Here is an 18,712-nt window from a genome sequence, read left to right on the forward strand (position 1 = left end):
CGCGCGAGCCTACGTCGGCTAAGCTCCGGCGTCATCCTGCCTCCGCATGCCCCCAAGACGGAGTTCCCCACGTGGACCACCCCCTGTTTGCCGACGACATGAAACTCACGCCTTACTGGTGGGACGATGCGCCGCGTCCCGAGGTCTCAAAGCAGGCCCTGCCGGACCAGGTGGATGTCGCGATTGTCGGCGCCGGCTATACCGGCCTGACCGCCGCCCTGGTGCTGGCGCGCGCGGGCCGTAGCGTGCTGGTGCTTGAGAAAGGCGAGATCGGCGTCGGCTGCAGTTCGCGCAATGGCGGACAGATCGGCTCTGGCGTCAAACCGGGGCTCGACGAACTGACCAAACGCTATGGCCGTGATGGCGCGATTGCCATGATGCGCGAGGGCTACGCCTCACTCGACTACATCAAGGCCTTTGTCGAAGCCGAGAACATCGACTGCGATTTCCGTCACTGCGGCCGCTTTATCGGCGCCCACCGCGCCAACCGCTATGAGCAGATGGCGCAGAACTTCGAATCACTGAAGAGCATCGTGCCGATTGAATGGGAGATGGTGCCCAAGGCCGAGATGCACAACGAGATCGGCTCGGATGCCTATTTCGGCGGCGCGATCATGCCGCACCACGCCGGCCTGCAACCGGCCAAGTATGTGAACGGACTCTACGAACGCGCCGCGGCAGCCGGCGCCCAGATCGAGACCGAGACGCTCGTTATCGGCATCGATAAGGAAAGCGATGGCTCGTCCGTCGTCACCGAACGGGGAAAGGTCAAAGCGCGCGAAGTCATCGTCGCCACCAACGGCTATACCACGCGCCTGACGCCGGGCCTGCAACGCCGGCTGATCCCGATCGGCAGCTATATGATCGCCACCGAAGAGATCCCGGACGATGTGATGGCGCGCCTGTCACCCAAGCAGCGCGTCATGAACGACACGCGCAAGGTCGTCTACTACTTCACCACCTCGCCCGATCACAAACGCATGGTGTTCGGCGGACGGGTCGCCCTGAAGGAAACCGATCCCAAAATCAGCGGCCCGCGCCTGCACGCGGTGATGGCCGGCATCTGGCCGGAGCTGAAGGACGTCAAGATCAGCCACTCCTGGATGGGTTTTGTCGCCTACACCTTCGACCACCTGCCCCATATCGGCCAGCGCGACGGCGTCTGGTTCTCCATGGGCTACTGCGGCTCCGGCGTCGCCTGGGCGAGCTATCTGGGCCACAAGCTGGCGCATAAGGTCTTGGGTAACGAAGAAGGCAAGACCGCCTTCGACGGTATCAGCTTCCCGACCCGACCTCTTTACACGGGCGATCCGTGGTTCCTGGGTGTCGCCGTCGCCTACTACCAGGCGATGGACCGCTGGGGCCCCTAGTTGCTTAGCGGATACCAGCGTTGCTCCGGCCCGCTCCCCCGCCCGGCGTTGCAACTAGATTGACACTCAACCAGCGGCCGCCAGATCGGCAACGTGGTCCCGGGCGATCTGGTGGATGACCTCCAGGTTGAAGCCGTCGGGATCCTGGGTGTGGCGTAACCACATGCCGTAGATCAGCGCGACGATGGCCTGGGCCCGGACATCCACCTTGTCGGCGGCAACGACTTTCTCCAGCCGTGGCCGCAACAGGCCGAGTAGGTTATCGTCCATCTCACGCAGGATGCGCGCGTAATCGGGGTTGCCGGGTACCTGGGCATAAAAGCTGAGCCAGGCGCTGATCGCCTCCGGCGAGCGCTGGGACGGCGCGAAATTGCCGTCGATGATGGCGATCAGTTCCTCTTCCGGTGTTGTTGCGCCAGTCAGCATGGCCGCCGCGCCGGCCATGGTTTCGGCGGCCAGCGACTGCATGGTCGCTTCGAGCAACTCACCCTTGCCGTCGAAATAGTGATTAACCAGGCCGACCGACAAACCGGCGCGGCGGCTGATCTTGGCCACGGTCGCGTCGCGGAAGCCGTCCTGGTGGATCGACTCGATGGTCGCTTCGATCAACTGCCGGCGGCGCACCGGCTCCATACCTACCTTGGGCATGGGGCGTTTATCGTATGGGACGCGCTAATGGTCAATCAGGCCGAGATCGCGTTTCTTCTGCTTGGCCCAGGCTTGAATGACGCGGTCGGCGACCATGGCCATCAGCGCCATGCTGCCACCGGCGATAAATCCCTGGCCGAACTTGGCGTTGGTCAGGCTGTCATAGACCCACTGGCCCAGGCCGCGTGTGCCGACCAGGGCGGCGATCACCAGCATGGCGAGTGCGAACATGATGACCTGGTTCAGGCCCAGCATGATTTCGGGGATCGCAAGCGGCAGTTTGACGCGCCACAGGATCTGGCTCTCTGTACAGCCCATACTGCGCGCCGCCTCAACGGCGGAGGGGTCGACATGACGCAGGCCGTACTCCGTATAGCGGATCGCCGGCACGATCGAATACATAATGATCGCCAACAGTGCGGAGAAGTCGCCGACCAGGAAGACCATGATCACGGGGATCAGGAAAACGAACAGCGGCATGGTCTGCAGCGTGTCGTTGATCGGCCGCACGATGGCCGAGACGCGGTCGTTCTGCGCCGCCCAGATACCGATGGCGCCGCCCAGCAGGAAGCAGATGATGACCGACGTCGCGGCCAGATAGAACGACAGCATGGCGCGCGGCCAGGCGCCGGTAACCAGCATGAAGAGCAGCGCCAGGCACGCGAACAAACCGACACGCCAGCCGCCGACCTGGAACGCGATCAACGTCACCGCACCGATGAAGACGGGCCACGGCGTTCCGGTCGAACCGAAGAAGAAGAGCATGGTCAAAAGACCAACCACGACACCGGCGCGCCAGCCGAACTTGCGTACCGCCGCGGCCCCGGCCAGTAGCGCGATGAACCAATAGATGGCGGCCGCCGTCGCCGTCATCTCGAAACCCCAGTTATCGGGACGGGCGATCCGTTCCAGGCCCGCCTTCATGGGCAGCATGAAGTAGTAAAGCGTCGACGTCTTGATGCTGTCGGTCAGCCAGAAGAAGTTCCGCGTGAAGGCGTTAACCCAACCGTTCAGGATGTCGGCGGGATAGACGACCCACGCGGTCGGATAGTTGCCGAACTCCGGGATCAGGCGGGCCAGAACGACACCGGTCAACGTGGCGAGGACAAACGCCACAAGATAAGGGTGGCGCTGCAAGAGGCCGCCCTTGCGCGCGACATGGATCTCGCCCGTGCGCTCGGCAAAGCCACGGCTGATGCGGTCCATCATCATGGCCATCAAGACGATCACGATGCCGGCCAACAGGCTCTGGCCGGTCTGCGCCTTCCGCATGGTCGAGAGCACTTCCCAGCCGATATCGGCAAAGCCGCCGATAATGGCGGCGATGATCACCATGGAGAGCGCGGCCATGATGGTCTGGTTGACGCCGACCATGATGGTCGGCAGCGCCGACGGCACGCGCACCATGAACATCAACTGGAACTCGCTGCAGCCCGACATGCGACCGGACTCGATGACGTCGGCGGGCACACGCGACAGACCCAGCATGCAGTTCCTGACCATGGGCGGGCTGGCATAGATGGCGCTCGCCACCATGCCGACCACCGGGCCGACGCCGAACAGGATCAGGATCGGCACCAGATAGGCGAAGGTCGGCACCGTCTGCATGACGTCGAGCAGCGGTTCGATGATGCGGCGCGCCCAGCGGAACTTGTAGGCCAAGAGGCCCATGGTGAAGCCCAGCGTCAGCGACAGCGGCACCGACATGCCGACCAGCGCCAGGGTGCTCATGCTCTCGTCCCAATAGCCGACCACCAGCATGTAGGCGAGTGCCGCGACGCAGAACGCGGAAAGCCGCCAACCCTTGGCCGCGTAAGCCATGATGGCGACGATCGCGATGGTCGCCGGCCACGGCAGCCAATGCAGCAGGCCCTCAAGCCATTCCATGGGATAGGACAGCACCATGGAGATGAACCGGAAGATCACCTTGAAGGTATCGGTGAACCAATCCATGGCCACATCAAGCCAACCGGAAAGCGGGACGACCCAGGCATTGGGATAACGGACCGCCCAGGCGACCTCATCACGGAACACGAGAAACAGAATGGCGATAACGCCAAAGGCCAACCATGCCAAAAGCTGGGGATCAGCGAGCTTGCTGGTGCCGGCAAACGGGCTTTCAGGGCGGTCCCGTGTCGCGATACTCATGTCAGGGCCTCATCGTCATCTTCGCTGGCCAGCGCCGACAGCACGGCTTGCGGTGAAACCTGGCCGACCACGCTGCCCGCATCGGCAACCGCGATTGCGTCCAGACCCTCGGAAAACTTCGGCATCAGGTGCTCCAGCGTCATGTCGGGCGGGACCGCCTGGCTCATGTCCAGGCCATTGGTCGCCTGGGTCATGATGTCGCCAGCCGTGATCACCTTCACCCGCGGCACGTCCTGGGTGAACTCCTCGACATAATCGTCGGCGGGCGTCATCACGACTTCCGCCGGCGTGCCGATCTGGACGACCTTGCCGTCTTTCATGATGGCGATACGGTCGCCCAGGCGAAGTGCCTCCAGGAAATCGTGGGTGATAAAGACGATCGTCTTATGCAGCAGCTTTTGCAGGCGCATGAACTCGTCCTGCATCTGGCGTCGGATCAGCGGGTCGAGTGCGGAGAACGGCTCGTCCAGGAACCACAGTTCCGGTTCGACCGCCAGGGAGCGCGCGATGCCGACACGCTGCTGCTGACCACCGGAGAGTTGGCGCGGATAACTGCCCTCGCGTCCGTCAAGGCCGACCAGTTCGATCATCTCCATGGCGCGCGCCAAACGTTCCTGCTTGTCGATGCCCTGAACCTGCAGCGGAAAGGCCACGTTCTCCAGAACGTTCAGGTGCGGCAGCAGACCGAAGTTCTGGAACACCATGCCCATCTTGTGGCGACGGATATCAATCAGCTGTTCCTTGGAGACACGCAGCAGGTCCTCGCCATCGAGCAGGACCTCGCCCGCCGTCGGCTCGACCAGGCGCGACAGGCAGCGGACCATCGTCGATTTGCCCGAGCCCGACAGTCCCATGATGATGAAAATCTCACCAACGTGGACGTCGAACGATACGTCGCAGGCAGCGCCGATGTGACCGCTTTCCCGAATCTGCTCGAGCAGGGCACCAGGTTCGGCGACCTTGCCGTTGCCGTTATCGAAGAAACCGTCGGCTTCCGGTCCATAGACCTTCCACACATTGCGGCACACCAGTTTGACGTCGCGCTCGCTGCTTTCGACCATTGCCCTCTTTCGCCCACCCGCCGGACTGTTGCCGTCCGTGACGCGTGAATTACCCTTAACGTCTTGTCTGTTGGCCGGCATTGCCGGCGAATCATCCGACAGTTAGCCACGACCGGCGCTCAAGGTCCACACACGCAACCGCCAGCATGGACGCCCCTTGCCCACCCGGGGGTCGCGGACGGTTGTATCCGCCGGGCTTCTATCACTTTCCACTTGCACCCCTCTAACCGCGCATCCCTTACGAAGTGCCCCTATCTTCACCCGGGCTGCCCGTTGTTCACCGATAGTAAACGCCGCATCCATTTGCCATACTTTGTCGTCCTGTGCGGGTCCGAGCGTGTTCCCATGATCTTGGGCACAGGATGGCTCGTCTTGGGGGGCTTCACTTGCAGCTCGAACGGTCGATCGGCCTTATTGGCCTGACCTTCGTCGCGGTCGGCGGCGTGCTGGGTTCCGGATGGCTGTTTGCGCCGCTCCTGGCGGCCGAGCAAGCAGGCCCCGCTGCCGTGCTGGCCTGGGTCATCGGCGCGTTCGCCGTCCTGCTGCTGGCGATGACATTCGCCGAGGTCACGGCAATCCTGCCCGTCGCCGGCGGCTTGGCGCGCATCCCCTATTTCAGCCACGGTAACGTGGTTGCCGGGATCATGGGTTGGACCGCCTGGATCGGCTACGCGGTCATGGCGCCGATCGAAGTCTCGATCATGCTGAACTACTTGGCACCGGAGGCTCCCTGGGCATTCGGGGCCAATTCGACACGCGATGCCATCGTACTGTCGCCTTACGGTGTCGGCCTGGTGGTTCTCATGATGGCGGTCATGACCGTCATCAACGCCTTTGGCGTCGCCTTCTTCGCGCGGATCAACACATCGCTGACCTGGTTCAAGATCATCCTGCCGATCGTCGTTGGCGTCATCCTGATCGCCAGCCGGTTTGATGTGTCGAACTTCACCGATCACGGAGGATTTGCGCCGTTCGGCCTGTCAGGCGTCTTCGCAGCCGTGACCACCGGTGGTGTCGTGTTCGCCTTCATCGGCTTCCGCCACGCCATCGACATGGCTGGCGAGACCAAGAACCCCCAGGTGACGATCCCGATCGCGTTGGTATTGGCCCTCGTAATCTGCGGCGGCATCTATCTGCTTCTGCAAGTCGCCTTCATCGGCGCTCTCGACAAACAGGAGCTGGCCAACGGTTGGAAAGGGATCACCTTCGGCCATGACGGCGGGCCCTTGGCGGCGATTGCGCAAACACTCGCGTTGTTGTGGCTGGTATCCGTGATCGTCGGCGGCGCGATCATCTCGCCATTTGGCTCGGCCCTGGTCGCAACCGGCTCCAACGGGCGTCTGGTGATGGCGCTTGCGAACAACGGATTTTTCGGCGCGACGCTCAAAAAGCTGTCGCCACGCGGCGTGCCGCTGCACGCGCTTGTCTTGAACCTGGTCGTCGGAACGATCGCGGTCATCGCGCTGCCGTTTCACGAGCTCGTCGCCCTGAACTCGTCGGCCATCACCCTGTCGCTGGCATCGGGCCCCCTGGCACTCTTGGCCTTGCGCCGCCTGGCGCCCAATCAGGAACGCTGGTTTCGGCTGCCGGCCGCGCCCGTTCTGGCGGGCCTGGCGTTCATCTTTGCGACACTGATCGTCTACTGGTCGGGCTGGGATACGTTGCAGAGCCTGGGTCTGGCGATGGGGGTTGGCGTCGTCTTCTTTGTCTGGCGTCACCGCAGCACAGGTCTTCAGGGGCTGGAACTGCGGGGCGCAAACTGGCTCCTCCCCTACATCGCCGCCATCGGCCTGGTGTCGGCGTTCGGCCAGTTCGACGGCAGCGGCGACATCCCGCTGGGCTGGGACATGGCCATCCTGGCGGCGGTGTCCGTGGTGCTTCTCGTGCTTGCGGTGCGGGTCAGGATAAGCCGTGAAAAGTTCCAACAACGCCACCGCATGAGCGTCGCAACGGCGGACCCGCCACCGCAAGACATACAGTAACAGTCAAACATTCAGACAAGCCTTCCAGCAAGTTTCCGTGCTAGACTTACCTGATCGCATGGCGGCTCCCCCATCGCTCGGCTATTACTTGCCAATCCGTGATCGACGTACGTCCGACTCGGTGGAGAGGGGTGGAGCACATAGCAGCGGTCCATGTGGGTTTGGCGGTGCCTGGTGACGTCGTGGAGGTGTAATGGGTTCATCGATTTTGGTTGTCGACGACAGCAAGCTCGCGCGACTTATGGTGACCAACCTGATCGTCGAGCGTTGGCCGCAGGCACAGATCGAGGAAGCGGAAAGTGCGGACGAGGCATTTCTCGCCATCGAAAAGAACATTCCCGACCACGTCATCATCGACCACAACATGCCAGGCATGGACGGGCTTGACCTGGCGCGCCAATTGCGCGACGTCGCGCCGCAAGCGAGCCTTACCTTGTTGACCGCGAACATTCAGGTTTCGATCCGCGAACAGGCGGAAGCGCTGGGCTGTCGGTTTATCGCCAAGCCCGTCAACGAAGAAAAGATCTCTGACTTGCTGGCGGAGCTTGGCGACTGAGCCGATGACGCAGTACTTCACGGCGGACGAGAGCGATGCCTTTACCGAGATCTTCAACATCGGTGCGGGCAAAGCCGCCAACGCGCTCAGCGAGTTACTCGATACACCGATCGAGTTCACGGTCCCCTATTGCGTTATCCTGCCGGTCGATCACGCGGCCGACTTCTTGCGCGACCGGTTCGGCACCAACATCAGCATGATCAGCCAGGACTTCTCCGGCCCCTTTGACGGATCGGCCCTGCTGATGTTCCAGGAAGCTAGCAGCCTGAAACTCGCCCAGAGCGTTCTGGGCGGTGATGAACCGGTTGAAACCCTGACCGAGCTGGAGCGCGAGGCGCTGACGGAAATCGGCAACATCGTGCTCAATGCCTGCTTGAGCAGCTTTGGCGACCTGCTCGAACGCGAGGTCGCCACATCCTTGCCGCGCTTTTCGCTTGGCGACAGCGCGGAACTTCTGAACCAAACCAGTGGTTATGACCTGGTCCTGATCGTCAAAGTCGATTTTCGTGTCAGGGGTGGCGAAATCGAAGGCTACGTCACCTTCGTGTTAAACATCGACTCGGTAAAGGCCTTTCGCGAGGCCGCCAGCCGATTGATGGAGAGCCTGCACTGAGGCAGTGAATGGCAAGCGCGCGCGCTGAGCTGGAGAACAACCTGGAAGCCGTCGACCTGTTCGGCGCGGCGCTGGGCCGGTGCGACAACGGCGTCGCCCTGCTCGACGATAGTCGGAACATCGTCTTCTGGAACGACTGGATGGTCAGCGCCAGCAACATCGCCGGCGGCGATGCGCTTGGCCAAAACCTCAGTCAGCTCTTCCCTGAGGCGCAGTTGCGCCGCGTTGACCGCGCCATCGCCGCGGCGTTGGAGGATCGCCAGGCATCGGTCCTCTCGCGCGCGCTCAACCCGACGCTGTTTCCGCTGTTCCACAGGACGGCAAAAGGCAAACGGGGGGGCGCCATCGAACATCAGGCCGTGATCAAGCCGCTCGATACCGTTGCCGGACGGTATTGCCTGCTGCAGATTTTTGATGTTTCCGATGCCGTTCACCGCGAGCGGTACCTGAAGGACCAGGCGGCGACATTGAGCCGGTTGGCCGACGAACTGACGGCAAGCGAACAACGATTGCGCCGTCTTCTCGAAGCAAGCCCGACCGGCGTCGCTATCATCGCCAATGACGGCATCATACAGTTCGCCAATCGCCGTCTGGCCGAACTGTTCCTGGCGACGACGGGCGCGGTCGCCGGGCGTCATCTCGCCGACTTCTTCATCGAGCCGACCGATCTGGTCGAACGCGCGCGCCAAGGGGTCGAGCGCCTGGAGGTTCGTTTCCGCCGCAACGACGGTTCGAACCTGTGGGCGCAAGTAACCGGCGAGGAGATACGCTACGAGGACGCCACGGCCGTGCTGTGCTGGGTCTATGACATCTCCGAGCAAAAGGAAGCCGAGCTGCTGCTGACCGGCGAACGTGACCGGGCACAACACATTGCTCAGACCAAGACCGACTTCCTGGCCATGGTCAGCCATGAGATCCGCACGCCGCTGAACGGCATTCTGGGCATGGCCCATATGCTGGGCGATACCGGTCTTGAGGCGCGCCAGCGCGAGTTCGTCGACACCATCCAGTACTCGGGCGAAGCGCTGCTGACGATCTTGAACGAAGTCCTCGATCTCTCGAAGTTCGAGGCTGGCGGCCTGAAGCTCGAAGAAAGCGACGTCGACATACGCCGCCTTGTCGACAGCATGATGATGTTGATGTCGGCGCGCGCCGGCGAAAAGGACCTGGATCTCAGCGCGCGGATCAACGACGACGTGCATGAGGTCGTGGTCGGTGACGCCGGGCGGCTGCGGCAGGTCCTGCTGAACCTGATCGGTAATGCAATCAAGTTTACCGAACAAGGCTCCGTTGTCGTCTCGGTCGAGCAGCTTGGCCAAACCGATGATGACGTCACGCTGATGTTCTCGGTGACCGACAGCGGAATCGGCGTGCCGGAGGACGTCCGCAGCAAGCTCTTCACCGAGTTTTACCAGGTCGACCCCTCGATCTCGCGCCGCTTCGGCGGTACCGGGTTGGGCTTGGCGATCTGCCGGCGCATCGTCGAGGCGATGGACGGCACCATCGGTGTCGACAGCACGCCCGGCGACGGTAGTCACTTCTGGTTCCAGGTCACGCTGGAAAAGGGTGACCCCGACCGTGCGTCATCGCCGCGCGCGGTGCGCGCCACCGTCGCCGACGTCCCACGATTGAAGGTTCTGTTGGTCGAGGACAACGAGATCAACCAGAAGGTCGCCTTGGGCATGCTGGCACGCGACAATCACGATGTCAGCGTCGTCGCCGACGGCCAGGGCGCCATTGATCACGTGCGGCGCGAGACGTTCGACCTGGTGCTGATGGACATACAACTGCCGGGCATGGACGGCCTTGAAGCGACGCGCCGCATCCGCGCGCTGGACGACATCGAGAAGGCCAATACACCAATCGTGGCGCTGACCGCCAACGCGATGCCGGAGGATGTTCAGACCTGCCTGGCCGCAGGCATGAACGACGTCCTGGCGAAACCGATTGATCCCGGGCGGTTGAACAAGGCCATACTCGATGTCGCCGACCTGCCGGTGCCGACGGCTGGAGGCCGCAGACCTGCCGCGGTCGTCGACGGCATCGATTGGTCGACCATTGATGGCCTGACCGAGACCATCGGCTCCGACAAGCTGGTCGAACTGTTCGACCTGTTCGACACCTCGTGGAGGGAAACACTGGATGAGATGACGGGTGCCATCGACTCAGGCGACCGCGATGGTCTCAAACAACTCGCCCATCGTCTGAAGGGCAGCGCGCTGAATCTGGGATTGCATGGAATCAGCGACGCGACCGTCGCCATCGAAAATGGCATCCGCCAGGAAGCGCCGTTGGAAGGCTTCGCGCCGATGGTCAGCGAGTTGGAAACACTTTGCCGCGAGACTCAGTCGGCCCTCAATAAAGTGCGGCCCGTTATCTCCTAGCGCGGTGTCGCGGTGGCCCCCGAGAACGCCAGACGCATCAAGCCGTCGGGGTCCAGGATCAAGACGATGCGTCCGTCGCCCAGCGTCGACACACCGCCGATGCCAGGGATTGATGCAATGCCGGGATGGCTCTCCTTCACGTAGATATCCCGGCGGTTGATGACACGGTCGACACCGACGCCGAGCCGTCGTTGGCCCAACGCCAAAACGACAACACGGCGCTCGCCATTGATGGTGGTCGCTGACGGTACGTTCAATAGATCGCCCAAGCCGACAATCGGCAGCGGCGATTCCTGACCTGCCCCAACCCGCTCCTCGGCCGCATTGGGGCTCGTGACCTGATGGACAAAACGTTCGGGGATGGCAAAGACCTGATCACCCTGCTGAACAACGACTGTCGTCTGGATAGCCGCGGAAAGCGGCAGATCCATAATGAACCGGGTACCCTTGCCCAAGCTGGTGCGGACACGTATCGCGCCGCCCAAACGCACGATCGCGCGGTCGACAACATCCATCCCGACGCCACGGCCCGACGTCTCCGTCACGGCTTTCGCGGTCGAGAAACCGGGCGCGAAAAGCAAGCGGCTGACGTCGTCGTCGGCCATTTCGGCGACGACTTCCTGGCTCGCCAGTTCCAGCTCGACGGCCCGCGCACGGATCTGATCCAGATCGATGCCACGCCCGTCATCACTGATTTCGATGATGACGCGGTCGCCGCGCTGTTCGGCCGATAGGGCGATCGTCGCCTGTTCGGGCTTGCCCAACGCACGCCGCTCTTCCGGCTGTTCGACGCCATGATCGACCGCGTTGCGGATCATGTGGTTCAGCGGGTCGGAGAGAACATCGACCATGCCCTTGTCGATCCGCGCATCGCGGCTTTCGACGAGGACACGAATGTCCTTGTCGTGGCGCCGCGCCAGATCGCGTGCGACCCGCGGAAACCGCTGCAGCAGCGCATCGACCGGCACCACACGCAAGTCCAGTGCATCGCCTTGCAGCAGTTTCAGCGTACGTCCGAGATCCTCGGTCAGAGCGGTCAAGCGGCCGTTCCACTGCTCGAAGTGGCTGAGCAATTCGCCACAGTCGACACCCGCCTCGTCTGCCTGGCGTAACACGTTCATCAGCGCCGGCATCAGATCCGCCCTGCCGGTCGCATGTTCATAACCCGCCTGAATGTGGACGAGATCGCCGATGCGGTTCATGAACGAGTCGAGCGCCTGGCCGGTCACCCGTACCACGTGATCGCCCTGGCGCTCCTCGGTCTTGCGCCTCTGTGCCTGTCGCTCGCGGCCGTCGCAGACGTGAAACGCGGTCAACGACTGTGTCGGATCAATCGACGATAGGGCTTCGGCCAGATCATCCTCGGGCGTGCGCATGGCGATCAGCAATCGTGTTGCCGGCTGGCCATCCACATCGACGATGCGGCTGCCGATCAAGTCTCCATGCTCAGGAATCCATGCGGCCAGTTGATCGGCAAACTGGGGGTCGCTCTCAAGCTGCGCATCCAGTTCGACCAACTGAATGTTCGGATCGTCGGCGGCGGCACGCAAACGATCGGACGCATCACCAGGCAGCAACGCCAGAAGCGCCATGTCGACGCCAAGCGCCTGCAGCCGGTCGCCGAGAACCGGGTCGACCAAGCCGTCGGAGGCGCCGCGCAACGCCTTGATCAATTCGTCGGCTTTCGATTCCGGCAAATCCCCCGGCGGATCCAACGCAATGGTCGCGGCGATCCCTTCGGCCGCGTCCATCATCAGCTCCTTCAACTCATTGCTGATCGCGCCACGCCGCAGGACATCGGCGCAAAGCCGCGCCACCCGGCCGCTATGGGCAAGCTCCAGCAGATCGGTGTGATCGGCGATCGCCTCCATGGCGAGCGCGGCCGCATCGGGGTCGTCATCACGCGCTTCGCCGCTGAATAGGGCCGCAGCTCTGGCGCACAGCTTGCCGATATCGCCTGCGCCGCGTTGCGCGACCATATCCAACAAAACGAGACGGCCGGCGTCGCGGCCGGTCAACTCCTCCAAGGTGGCCAGACTGACCGCGGTGTCACGCAACAGGGCGACACCGGGACCATCGCGGTGCACGGCCCGGCTCAATCCGCGCACACGCCGGCGGAACCCGTGCAGGCCGAGTTCGCCCGCGGCACTGTCCAGCTTGACGAGATCATCGTCGAGGGCGCGCATGGCATCCGACGAGGCCGACACCATCGCATCGACCAAGGCAGTCATGGTGACGAGCACCCGATCGGCGAACTTGGCCAACTCGTCGTCTGGCGAACCACCGGTCGTTTTCTCGCTCGAAGGCTCTGGCGCATCTGCCCCGGGCTCGGCGGCTGTCGAGCCGGCCAAGGTGTTTTTCAATGCTGGAACCAGGTCGTCGGGCGGAGGGCTATCGGCGCGTTCGGCGACCGCGCGCTCTTGCATCGATCGCAGCGCATCAAGCGCGCGCACCAGAATGTCGACCAGCGGCGCGCCCAGCGCCGTCTTGCCCTCACGGGCCGGCGCCAGCGCCGACTCCGCCGCGTGCGCCAAGACCTCCATGCCCGCCATGCCCATCGCCGCGGCAAGACCCTTCAGCGAGTGGAATGCACGGAACAACGAAGCAATCGTCTCGTCGTCGGCCGCGGCGGCATCAAGGCCGCCAAGCATGGTCTCCAACCCGTCCAGATGCTCTTGCGTCTCGACCTCAAACTGCTGCCACAGCAATTCGGTGATATCGGCCATGGCCTACTTGATTCCCAGCGTGCGCCGCGCAGCCTTCAGAATATCGTGGCCACGCTTGGAATCGAGATCCAGGCTCAAGGCGCCGGACGGTTTGCCGACGACGTCGGCGGCGCCCAAGCGGCGCGCCTCGACCGCTTGCGGCGAGGCGATTTGTGCGATCGACGAGACAACGATGACCTTGGCACGGCTGAACAGCGAAAGACGCTTCAGGGCCTCGATCCCGTCCATGACCGGCATTTCGATATCCAGCAGGATGAGGTCGGGATCAAGCTCGCGTGCCTGCTCGATCGCTTCGGCACCGTTCGCGGCCTGGCCAACCACATCGAAAGTCTCGTCGGCTGATACAAGGTCGGCCAGGACGGCGCGCATCATGGTCGAATCATCGACGATCAGGACGGTCTTGGTCATGGCGACACCGCCTTTTCCTGCGCCGCCGAAAACGCCGACAGCCGGCGCACGATACCGCCTATGGTGAGCACGTCACTGGCCGCGCCGTTGTCGATCGCGGCACGCGGCATACCGTCGACAACACAGGTTTCCGGCGACTGTACGAGGACCGGGTGACCTTTGTCGGCGAACGCCCGCGCGCCTTCGGCACCGTCCTGGCCCATACCGGTCAGGATGACGGCGACAGGATGTTTGGCGCATGTCAACGCGGTCTTCAGAACCAAGTCGGCCCAGGGATGCACCGGCTGGTCGGCCGTCACCGCGTGCATGATAGCCATGGCGCCACTGGTGTCGGTGACAATCTTGCTGTCGGTGCCGCCCGGCAGCACTACGATCGCGCCGTCGCGAAGGATCATGCCGCTTTCCGCCTCAACCACCTCGCGCCCGCTGCGTGTCGCGAGGTGGGTGGCAAAGTCGTGGGTGAATCCACTCGGCATATGCTGCGCGATGACAATCGGCGGACCACCGGGCTCAAGGCCGGTGACGAACTCCGTCAACGCGCGGGGGCCACCGGTCGATGCCGCGACGATCACAAGGTCGGTTTGCTCGTGCGTCGCACAGCTTCTCGCCGGTGCTATTGCCTTTTCCGGTTGGGCCGGCTTTCGGCGGGGCGGCGGCCCTTGTGTCACCCAATGGCGCACCTTGGCGGCCAATTCCTTTTGGATCCACGCCATGTCCAGATCGGCGAGATCACTGCCCTTTGCCACGATGTCGACGGCGCCCAGGTCAAGCGCGCGGATGGTAGCGCGCGCGCCTTCACGTGTCTCTGTGCTGACCATGATGACCGGACAAAGCTGATCGGCCGCGATCGTCTTCAGTGCGGCCAGCCCATCCATGCCGGGCATGATGATATCAAGTGTCATGATGTCCGGGCGGATGCGCCGCGCCAGATCAATCGCCTCCTCGCCGTCGCGGCCCTCGCCGACAACGGAAATACCATCGGCTTCCAACATCTGCCGTATGGCGATGCGCATGAAGGCGGAATCGTCGACAACCACGGCGCGGATCGAATCGGACGTCATGCCGCGCGCCTTTCCTGAAGAATTCGCCGCGTGTCGACCAGGTGGATGGTGTTGGCGGATCCCGCGATCCGACCGGCAACAAACGGTTGATCGGACGTCTCGACCCGCCCGGCGCCGACGTCGTCGACCTGACCCAAAGCGTCGCACATGAACGCGATGTCGCCCTCCGGTGTCGAGACGACGGCGGCCACGCCGCTTTGCTTGCGCGGCGCCATGTAAACGCGATGCAGATCGATCGCCGGCAGGGTATCGCCGTAAAGCGCGACAAACCCGTCGTACTTCGACAGTTTCTTCGGCAACGGCGCGTAGTCCAGCGGCGTTCCCACGGCGCGCACCAGGTCGGCCGCCAAGCCATACCAGGTCTCGTTGACACGAATGGTCAGCAAACGCATACGCTCGCCGGTTGGTGCATCGCGTTTCTTGGCGAGCGGCAGCCCCGGCGCGCGGCTCGCCTCGACCGGCCGTTCGAATTGGCGCGCCAAGTTCTGCAGACCAAGCCGCTCAACCGCAGAACCATCGTCAAGGTAGAGGCGTTCATCGTCGCCATCGATTTCGTGACGACAAGGCTGGATGCCGTGTACGACATCGACGGCAAAACCGATCTCCTGGCCCGCGGAGACGACGACGATGACGGACGCCGGCTGTTGTGCATCATCGTTGCCAAGTTCTTTCGCCAGCGACACGATCATGCAGCCGTCATCGCGCGATCGTCCCAGCAGCGACGGCGGACCCTCCAGTCGATGAATGACCGTCGGCATGTCGGCCAATCGTTTGACCAGTTGTGGCACGATGGCGAATGTCCGTCCGGCGCATTCAACGATCAACCGATCCTCGATCACCGTCATATCGTCCGCGCGCTGAGCCGCCGCGATACCCCAGGCCGGTTCCTCGATCTGATCGTGTCGGTCGATCTGCGGTTCGAACGTCAGGACTTCGGGCGAGACCACGCGATATGCCTCGCCGCGATACCGCACGTGACCGTCAAACAAATCGGCGGCCACCGTCGCATCGTGATCGCGCGAGTTGGTCACCACATGACGCGAGACCATCGTCTCGACGGCGGTCACGCTCAACGCCGTGCCACCCGCGCCGTTGTCGACAAGGATGAGACGATCGGCGTCGCCGGTTTCAGCGCCAGGATCAAGACGCCGCCTCAGGCTTTGCTGCGGCACGGCCGTGACGAAGGCCGCGGTCACGCCGTCAACAAAGTCAGGCGCGAAGGGTAGCGGCGCGACGCTGCCTTTGCGCGCGATCCCCAGAACGCTCGATGCTCGCAGGGCATAACATTGCCCGGCGTCGCGAAAGAGAAGGAACGCCGGCATCCGACATCAATCCAGTTTTCGATAGATGACGGCGTTGTCAGCTTGGCAACGCTCGTACCGCCCGGCGTCGGCGATCCGGTCGGTGACGCCCAACAACAGAAGCCCGCCTTGCGCCAAAGATCGGGTCAGCAATTCCTGGGTATGGACCTGACCTTCATCCTCAAAATACATCATGACATTGCGGCACAAGACGATGTCGAAGGCATCGCCGGGCGGACGTTCGCCCATCAGGTTGTGCTGGTGAAAACGGACGAGCGCGGTGAGCTCCGGATGCACGCTCTTGCGATAGGGCTGCGCACCCTCCACGTCCATGAAATAGACCATGTTTTCGGCCGGCATCTGTCTGAACGAATCGAGTCCGGGTCCGCCGTAGACGCCATCCCTGGCCTTCATGATCATCTGCGTGCTGATGTCGGTTCCCAGGATATCGACCGCCCATGCCTTCGGTTCGCAACCGGCCTGCAAAAAGGCGCGCAGCACCAGAATGGCAAGCGTGTAGGCCTCCTCACCGGACGCGCAGCCGGCCGACCAGATGGCCAGACGGCGGTCGCCGGCACGGGCACGCTCTTCAATCAGTTCGGGCAGACCATGCAGGCTCAGCATGTCGAGCTGCGCGGGATCGCGGAAAAAGAAAGTCTCGTGAACCGTGACACCCTCGACAAGCGCCAACCATTCGGGGTCGTGGTCAGGGCGCGTGACCATGTGTTCGACCCAATCAACGGCTTCGTCGGGCGTGAACCTGGCAACGGCCGAATTCAGCTTGCGCATCAGCAACTCGTCGCGGCGAAAGCCGCAGCGGCCACGTAGATCAGCAAACAGCCGCTCGGCACATGCCTCCAAACAGCCGTCCGGCATCTGCAGACCCGGGGTTGCCACGCTTGTCATCATCTCTGGCACGGTTGCCTCAAACAGTCTTGAAACGGTCAACCTGATCGCGCGAGCGCTGGGCGAGTTTCGAAAGCTCGATCATGGTTGCGGTAATTTCTTCTGCCGCGGTCGCATTGCCCTGCCCGATCTCGCGCAGCGATCCAACGTTGACTTCGATGCGCGCAACGGCGGCGCGTTGCTCTTCAACGGCGGTCGCCACGGATCTGACCATGGCGTCTGACTCCGACACGCGCTCGGCGATCTGGTCCATGGAATGGCCCATGGTCTCGGCCGACTCAACACTGCGCGCGGCGTCGGCTTCCGCCTGTTTGGCGAGCGCCAGAATTTCCTGCGCCGATTCCGCGGCATCCTCGGCAAGTTGCCCGACCTGCTGCGCGACGACGGCGAAACCCTTGCCCTGGTCGCCGGCACGCGCGGCCTCGATCGAGGCGTTCAGCGACAACATGTGGGTCTCGTTGGCGATCCGCGTGATCGCGTCGGAGATCCTGTTGATGCGCTTGCTGTCCTCGGCAATGCCACGCGACGTCCTGAGCATGGCTTCCATGCGCTGACCGCCATCCTCGACCAGGCGCGCGGCCGCGGCGGCCTGTTCGGAGGCTTCGCGCGTCGTTTGCGCCGCCTCGGTAATCGACAGGCTGGTCTGCTGCATGGCATCGACAATCTGGTTCAGATCATCGATCTGCGTCTGGGCGCCTTCGGCGACTTGGCCAATCGCGTTGCTGGCCTGGGTCGCGCCGCCGGCGACCTGGGTTGTGTTCTGCGATAGCTCGCGCAGTGCGTTTTGCGTCTGCTCCATCAGCGTGTTGAACGAGGCGGACGCCTTGCCGATCTCGTCGTCGCGTTCGTAGACATGGCGGCGCGTGAAGTCGAGCTCGTCGGCGACCTCTTCCAGCAGCCGGCTCAACTCGCTGACCGGCCTGACGATATGGCTGCGCACCAGAATGCCGGCGAACACGGTCAGCAGCAGAATGCTGACCACAGGGCCCACGACAATCGGCAGCCGGGCGTCCTGCAGCAGCATCAATGTCGTTTCGCGATCGGCGAACACGCGCTCAGCGATGTCATCGGCCAGCGTCTTGATCGCCGCCAGCGCGTTGTTCAGTTCGATCGACTGCGCCTGGCCAATCTCCTGTGTCTCGGGATCGGCGATGTAGTTCCTGAGTTCGTAGATCGACGTCAGCAGTTCGTTATGCCCTGCCTGGATCCACTCCTGGTCGGCCAAGACTTCCAGGGAAGCGCCGATTTCGGTGGTGAGCGCCGCCATCTCGCCGCGCGCCTGCAGCCGTGTCGTGCTGTCCACGCCCTGGCGTGCGCGTAGCTCCAATAGCGACAACTCCAGAAGGTCGCCCCTCAGGTTCTGGATCAAGATGATGTCTTCGAAGTACTGATTGGTCAGTCGGTCGATCCTGAGCTCGACTTCGCGCAACTGGACAATCGCGTTGGCGACAAGAGCCAAAGCCAGCAGCACCGCCAAAAAGAGCAATGCATAGAGCTTCGTACTGATCGACATCGAACGAAACATGGCACCCACCTTTTCGTCACGAC

14 protein-coding genes are annotated in these 18,712 nt (G+C 63.0%); 5 read left to right on the forward strand and 9 right to left on the reverse strand.

Features of this window, described 5'->3' with window-relative positions:
- Positions 1-71 precede the first annotated feature (71 nt).
- Positions 72-1,370 (forward strand): FAD-binding oxidoreductase, encoded by a 1,299-nt coding sequence (locus tag AAF563_00385; protein ID MEM7119697.1) that lies wholly within the window; start codon positions 72-74, stop codon positions 1,368-1,370.
- Between the two features lie 66 nt (positions 1,371-1,436).
- Here the strand turns inward: AAF563_00385 and betI are convergent, their stop codons facing one another.
- From betI to AAF563_00400, 3 genes are read right to left on the reverse strand one after another with little or no spacing between them, the layout of a single operon-like run.
- A complete protein-coding gene (gene betI / locus AAF563_00390) occupies positions 1,437-2,018 on the reverse strand; it encodes a transcriptional regulator BetI (GenBank protein MEM7119698.1) in 582 nt (193 codons plus the stop codon).
- Positions 2,019-2,042: 24 nt separating this feature from the next.
- On the reverse strand, positions 2,043-4,166 hold the full coding sequence (locus AAF563_00395; protein MEM7119699.1) for an ABC transporter permease subunit: 2,124 nt from the start codon (positions 4,164-4,166) through the stop codon (positions 2,043-2,045).
- Positions 4,163-5,227 carry a betaine/proline/choline family ABC transporter ATP-binding protein gene (locus AAF563_00400; GenBank protein ID MEM7119700.1) on the reverse strand — a complete coding sequence of 355 codons (1,065 nt, stop codon included), beginning with the start codon at positions 5,225-5,227 and terminating at the stop codon, positions 4,163-4,165. The genes AAF563_00395 and AAF563_00400 overlap by 4 nt, the downstream gene beginning before the upstream one ends.
- 386 nt (positions 5,228-5,613) lie before the next feature.
- Between AAF563_00400 and AAF563_00405 the strand changes: the two genes are divergently transcribed.
- From AAF563_00405 to AAF563_00420, 4 genes are all read left to right on the forward strand, one after another.
- The gene (locus AAF563_00405; GenBank protein MEM7119701.1) at positions 5,614-7,209 is read left to right on the forward strand and encodes an APC family permease; all 1,596 of its coding nucleotides are present in this window, start codon (positions 5,614-5,616) and stop codon (positions 7,207-7,209) included.
- Between the two features lie 193 nt (positions 7,210-7,402).
- On the forward strand, positions 7,403-7,765 hold the full coding sequence (locus tag AAF563_00410; protein MEM7119702.1) for a response regulator: 363 nt from the start codon (positions 7,403-7,405) through the stop codon (positions 7,763-7,765).
- Between the two features lie 4 nt (positions 7,766-7,769).
- Complete coding sequence (locus AAF563_00415; GenBank protein ID MEM7119703.1) at positions 7,770-8,378, forward strand: chemotaxis protein CheX; 609 nt, start codon at positions 7,770-7,772, stop codon at positions 8,376-8,378.
- 8 nt (positions 8,379-8,386) lie between these two features.
- Positions 8,387-10,762 carry an ATP-binding protein gene (locus tag AAF563_00420; protein MEM7119704.1) on the forward strand — a complete coding sequence of 792 codons (2,376 nt, stop codon included), beginning with the start codon at positions 8,387-8,389 and terminating at the stop codon, positions 10,760-10,762.
- Here the strand turns inward: AAF563_00420 and AAF563_00425 are convergent.
- The 6 genes from AAF563_00425 to AAF563_00450 are packed head-to-tail and all read right to left on the reverse strand — an operon-like array spanning position 10,759 to position 18,689.
- A complete protein-coding gene (locus tag AAF563_00425) occupies positions 10,759-13,488 on the reverse strand; it encodes an ATP-binding protein (protein MEM7119705.1) in 2,730 nt (909 codons plus the stop codon). The two genes, AAF563_00420 and AAF563_00425, sit on opposite strands and share 4 nt — an antisense overlap.
- Before the next feature lie 3 nt (positions 13,489-13,491).
- The gene (locus tag AAF563_00430) at positions 13,492-13,896 is read right to left on the reverse strand and encodes a response regulator (GenBank protein ID MEM7119706.1); all 405 of its coding nucleotides are present in this window, start codon (positions 13,894-13,896) and stop codon (positions 13,492-13,494) included.
- The gene (gene cheB, locus AAF563_00435; GenBank protein MEM7119707.1) at positions 13,893-14,957 is read right to left on the reverse strand and encodes a chemotaxis-specific protein-glutamate methyltransferase CheB; all 1,065 of its coding nucleotides are present in this window, start codon (positions 14,955-14,957) and stop codon (positions 13,893-13,895) included. The genes AAF563_00430 and cheB overlap by 4 nt, the downstream gene beginning before the upstream one ends.
- Positions 14,954-16,279, reverse strand: coding sequence for a chemotaxis protein CheW (locus tag AAF563_00440; protein ID MEM7119708.1), 1,326 nt, complete (start codon positions 16,277-16,279; stop codon positions 14,954-14,956). Before AAF563_00440 ends, cheB begins: the two co-directional genes overlap by 4 nt.
- Before the next feature lie 6 nt (positions 16,280-16,285).
- Positions 16,286-17,155 (reverse strand): CheR family methyltransferase, encoded by an 870-nt coding sequence (locus AAF563_00445; protein ID MEM7119709.1) that lies wholly within the window; start codon positions 17,153-17,155, stop codon positions 16,286-16,288.
- 28 nt (positions 17,156-17,183) lie between these two features.
- A complete protein-coding gene (locus AAF563_00450) occupies positions 17,184-18,689 on the reverse strand; it encodes a methyl-accepting chemotaxis protein (protein MEM7119710.1) in 1,506 nt (501 codons plus the stop codon).
- Positions 18,690-18,712 lie beyond the last annotated feature (23 nt).

Source organism: Pseudomonadota bacterium (assembly GCA_039028155.1).
GTDB lineage: Bacteria > Pseudomonadota > Alphaproteobacteria > SP197 > SP197 > JANQGO01.

Bases quoted from the DNA above. Each gene is read 5' to 3' on its own strand.
- betI (MEM7119698.1), bottom strand. From the start codon at position 2,018: ATGCCCAAGGTAGGTATGGAGCCGGTGCGCCGCCGGCAGTTGATCGAA.
- AAF563_00395 (MEM7119699.1), bottom strand. From the start codon at position 4,166: ATGAGTATCGCGACACGGGACCGCCCTGAAAGCCCGTTTGCCGGCACC.
- AAF563_00400 (MEM7119700.1), bottom strand. From the start codon at position 5,227: ATGGTCGAAAGCAGCGAGCGCGACGTCAAACTGGTGTGCCGCAATGTG.
- AAF563_00410 (MEM7119702.1), top strand. From the start codon at position 7,403: ATGGGTTCATCGATTTTGGTTGTCGACGACAGCAAGCTCGCGCGACTT.
- AAF563_00415 (MEM7119703.1), top strand. From the start codon at position 7,770: ATGACGCAGTACTTCACGGCGGACGAGAGCGATGCCTTTACCGAGATC.
- AAF563_00420 (MEM7119704.1), top strand. From the start codon at position 8,387: ATGGCAAGCGCGCGCGCTGAGCTGGAGAACAACCTGGAAGCCGTCGAC.
- AAF563_00425 (MEM7119705.1), bottom strand. From the start codon at position 13,488: ATGGCCGATATCACCGAATTGCTGTGGCAGCAGTTTGAGGTCGAGACG.
- AAF563_00430 (MEM7119706.1), bottom strand. From the start codon at position 13,896: ATGACCAAGACCGTCCTGATCGTCGATGATTCGACCATGATGCGCGCC.
- cheB (MEM7119707.1), bottom strand. From the start codon at position 14,957: ATGACGTCCGATTCGATCCGCGCCGTGGTTGTCGACGATTCCGCCTTC.
- AAF563_00440 (MEM7119708.1), bottom strand. From the start codon at position 16,279: ATGCCGGCGTTCCTTCTCTTTCGCGACGCCGGGCAATGTTATGCCCTG.
- AAF563_00450 (MEM7119710.1), bottom strand. From the start codon at position 18,689: ATGTTTCGTTCGATGTCGATCAGTACGAAGCTCTATGCATTGCTCTTT.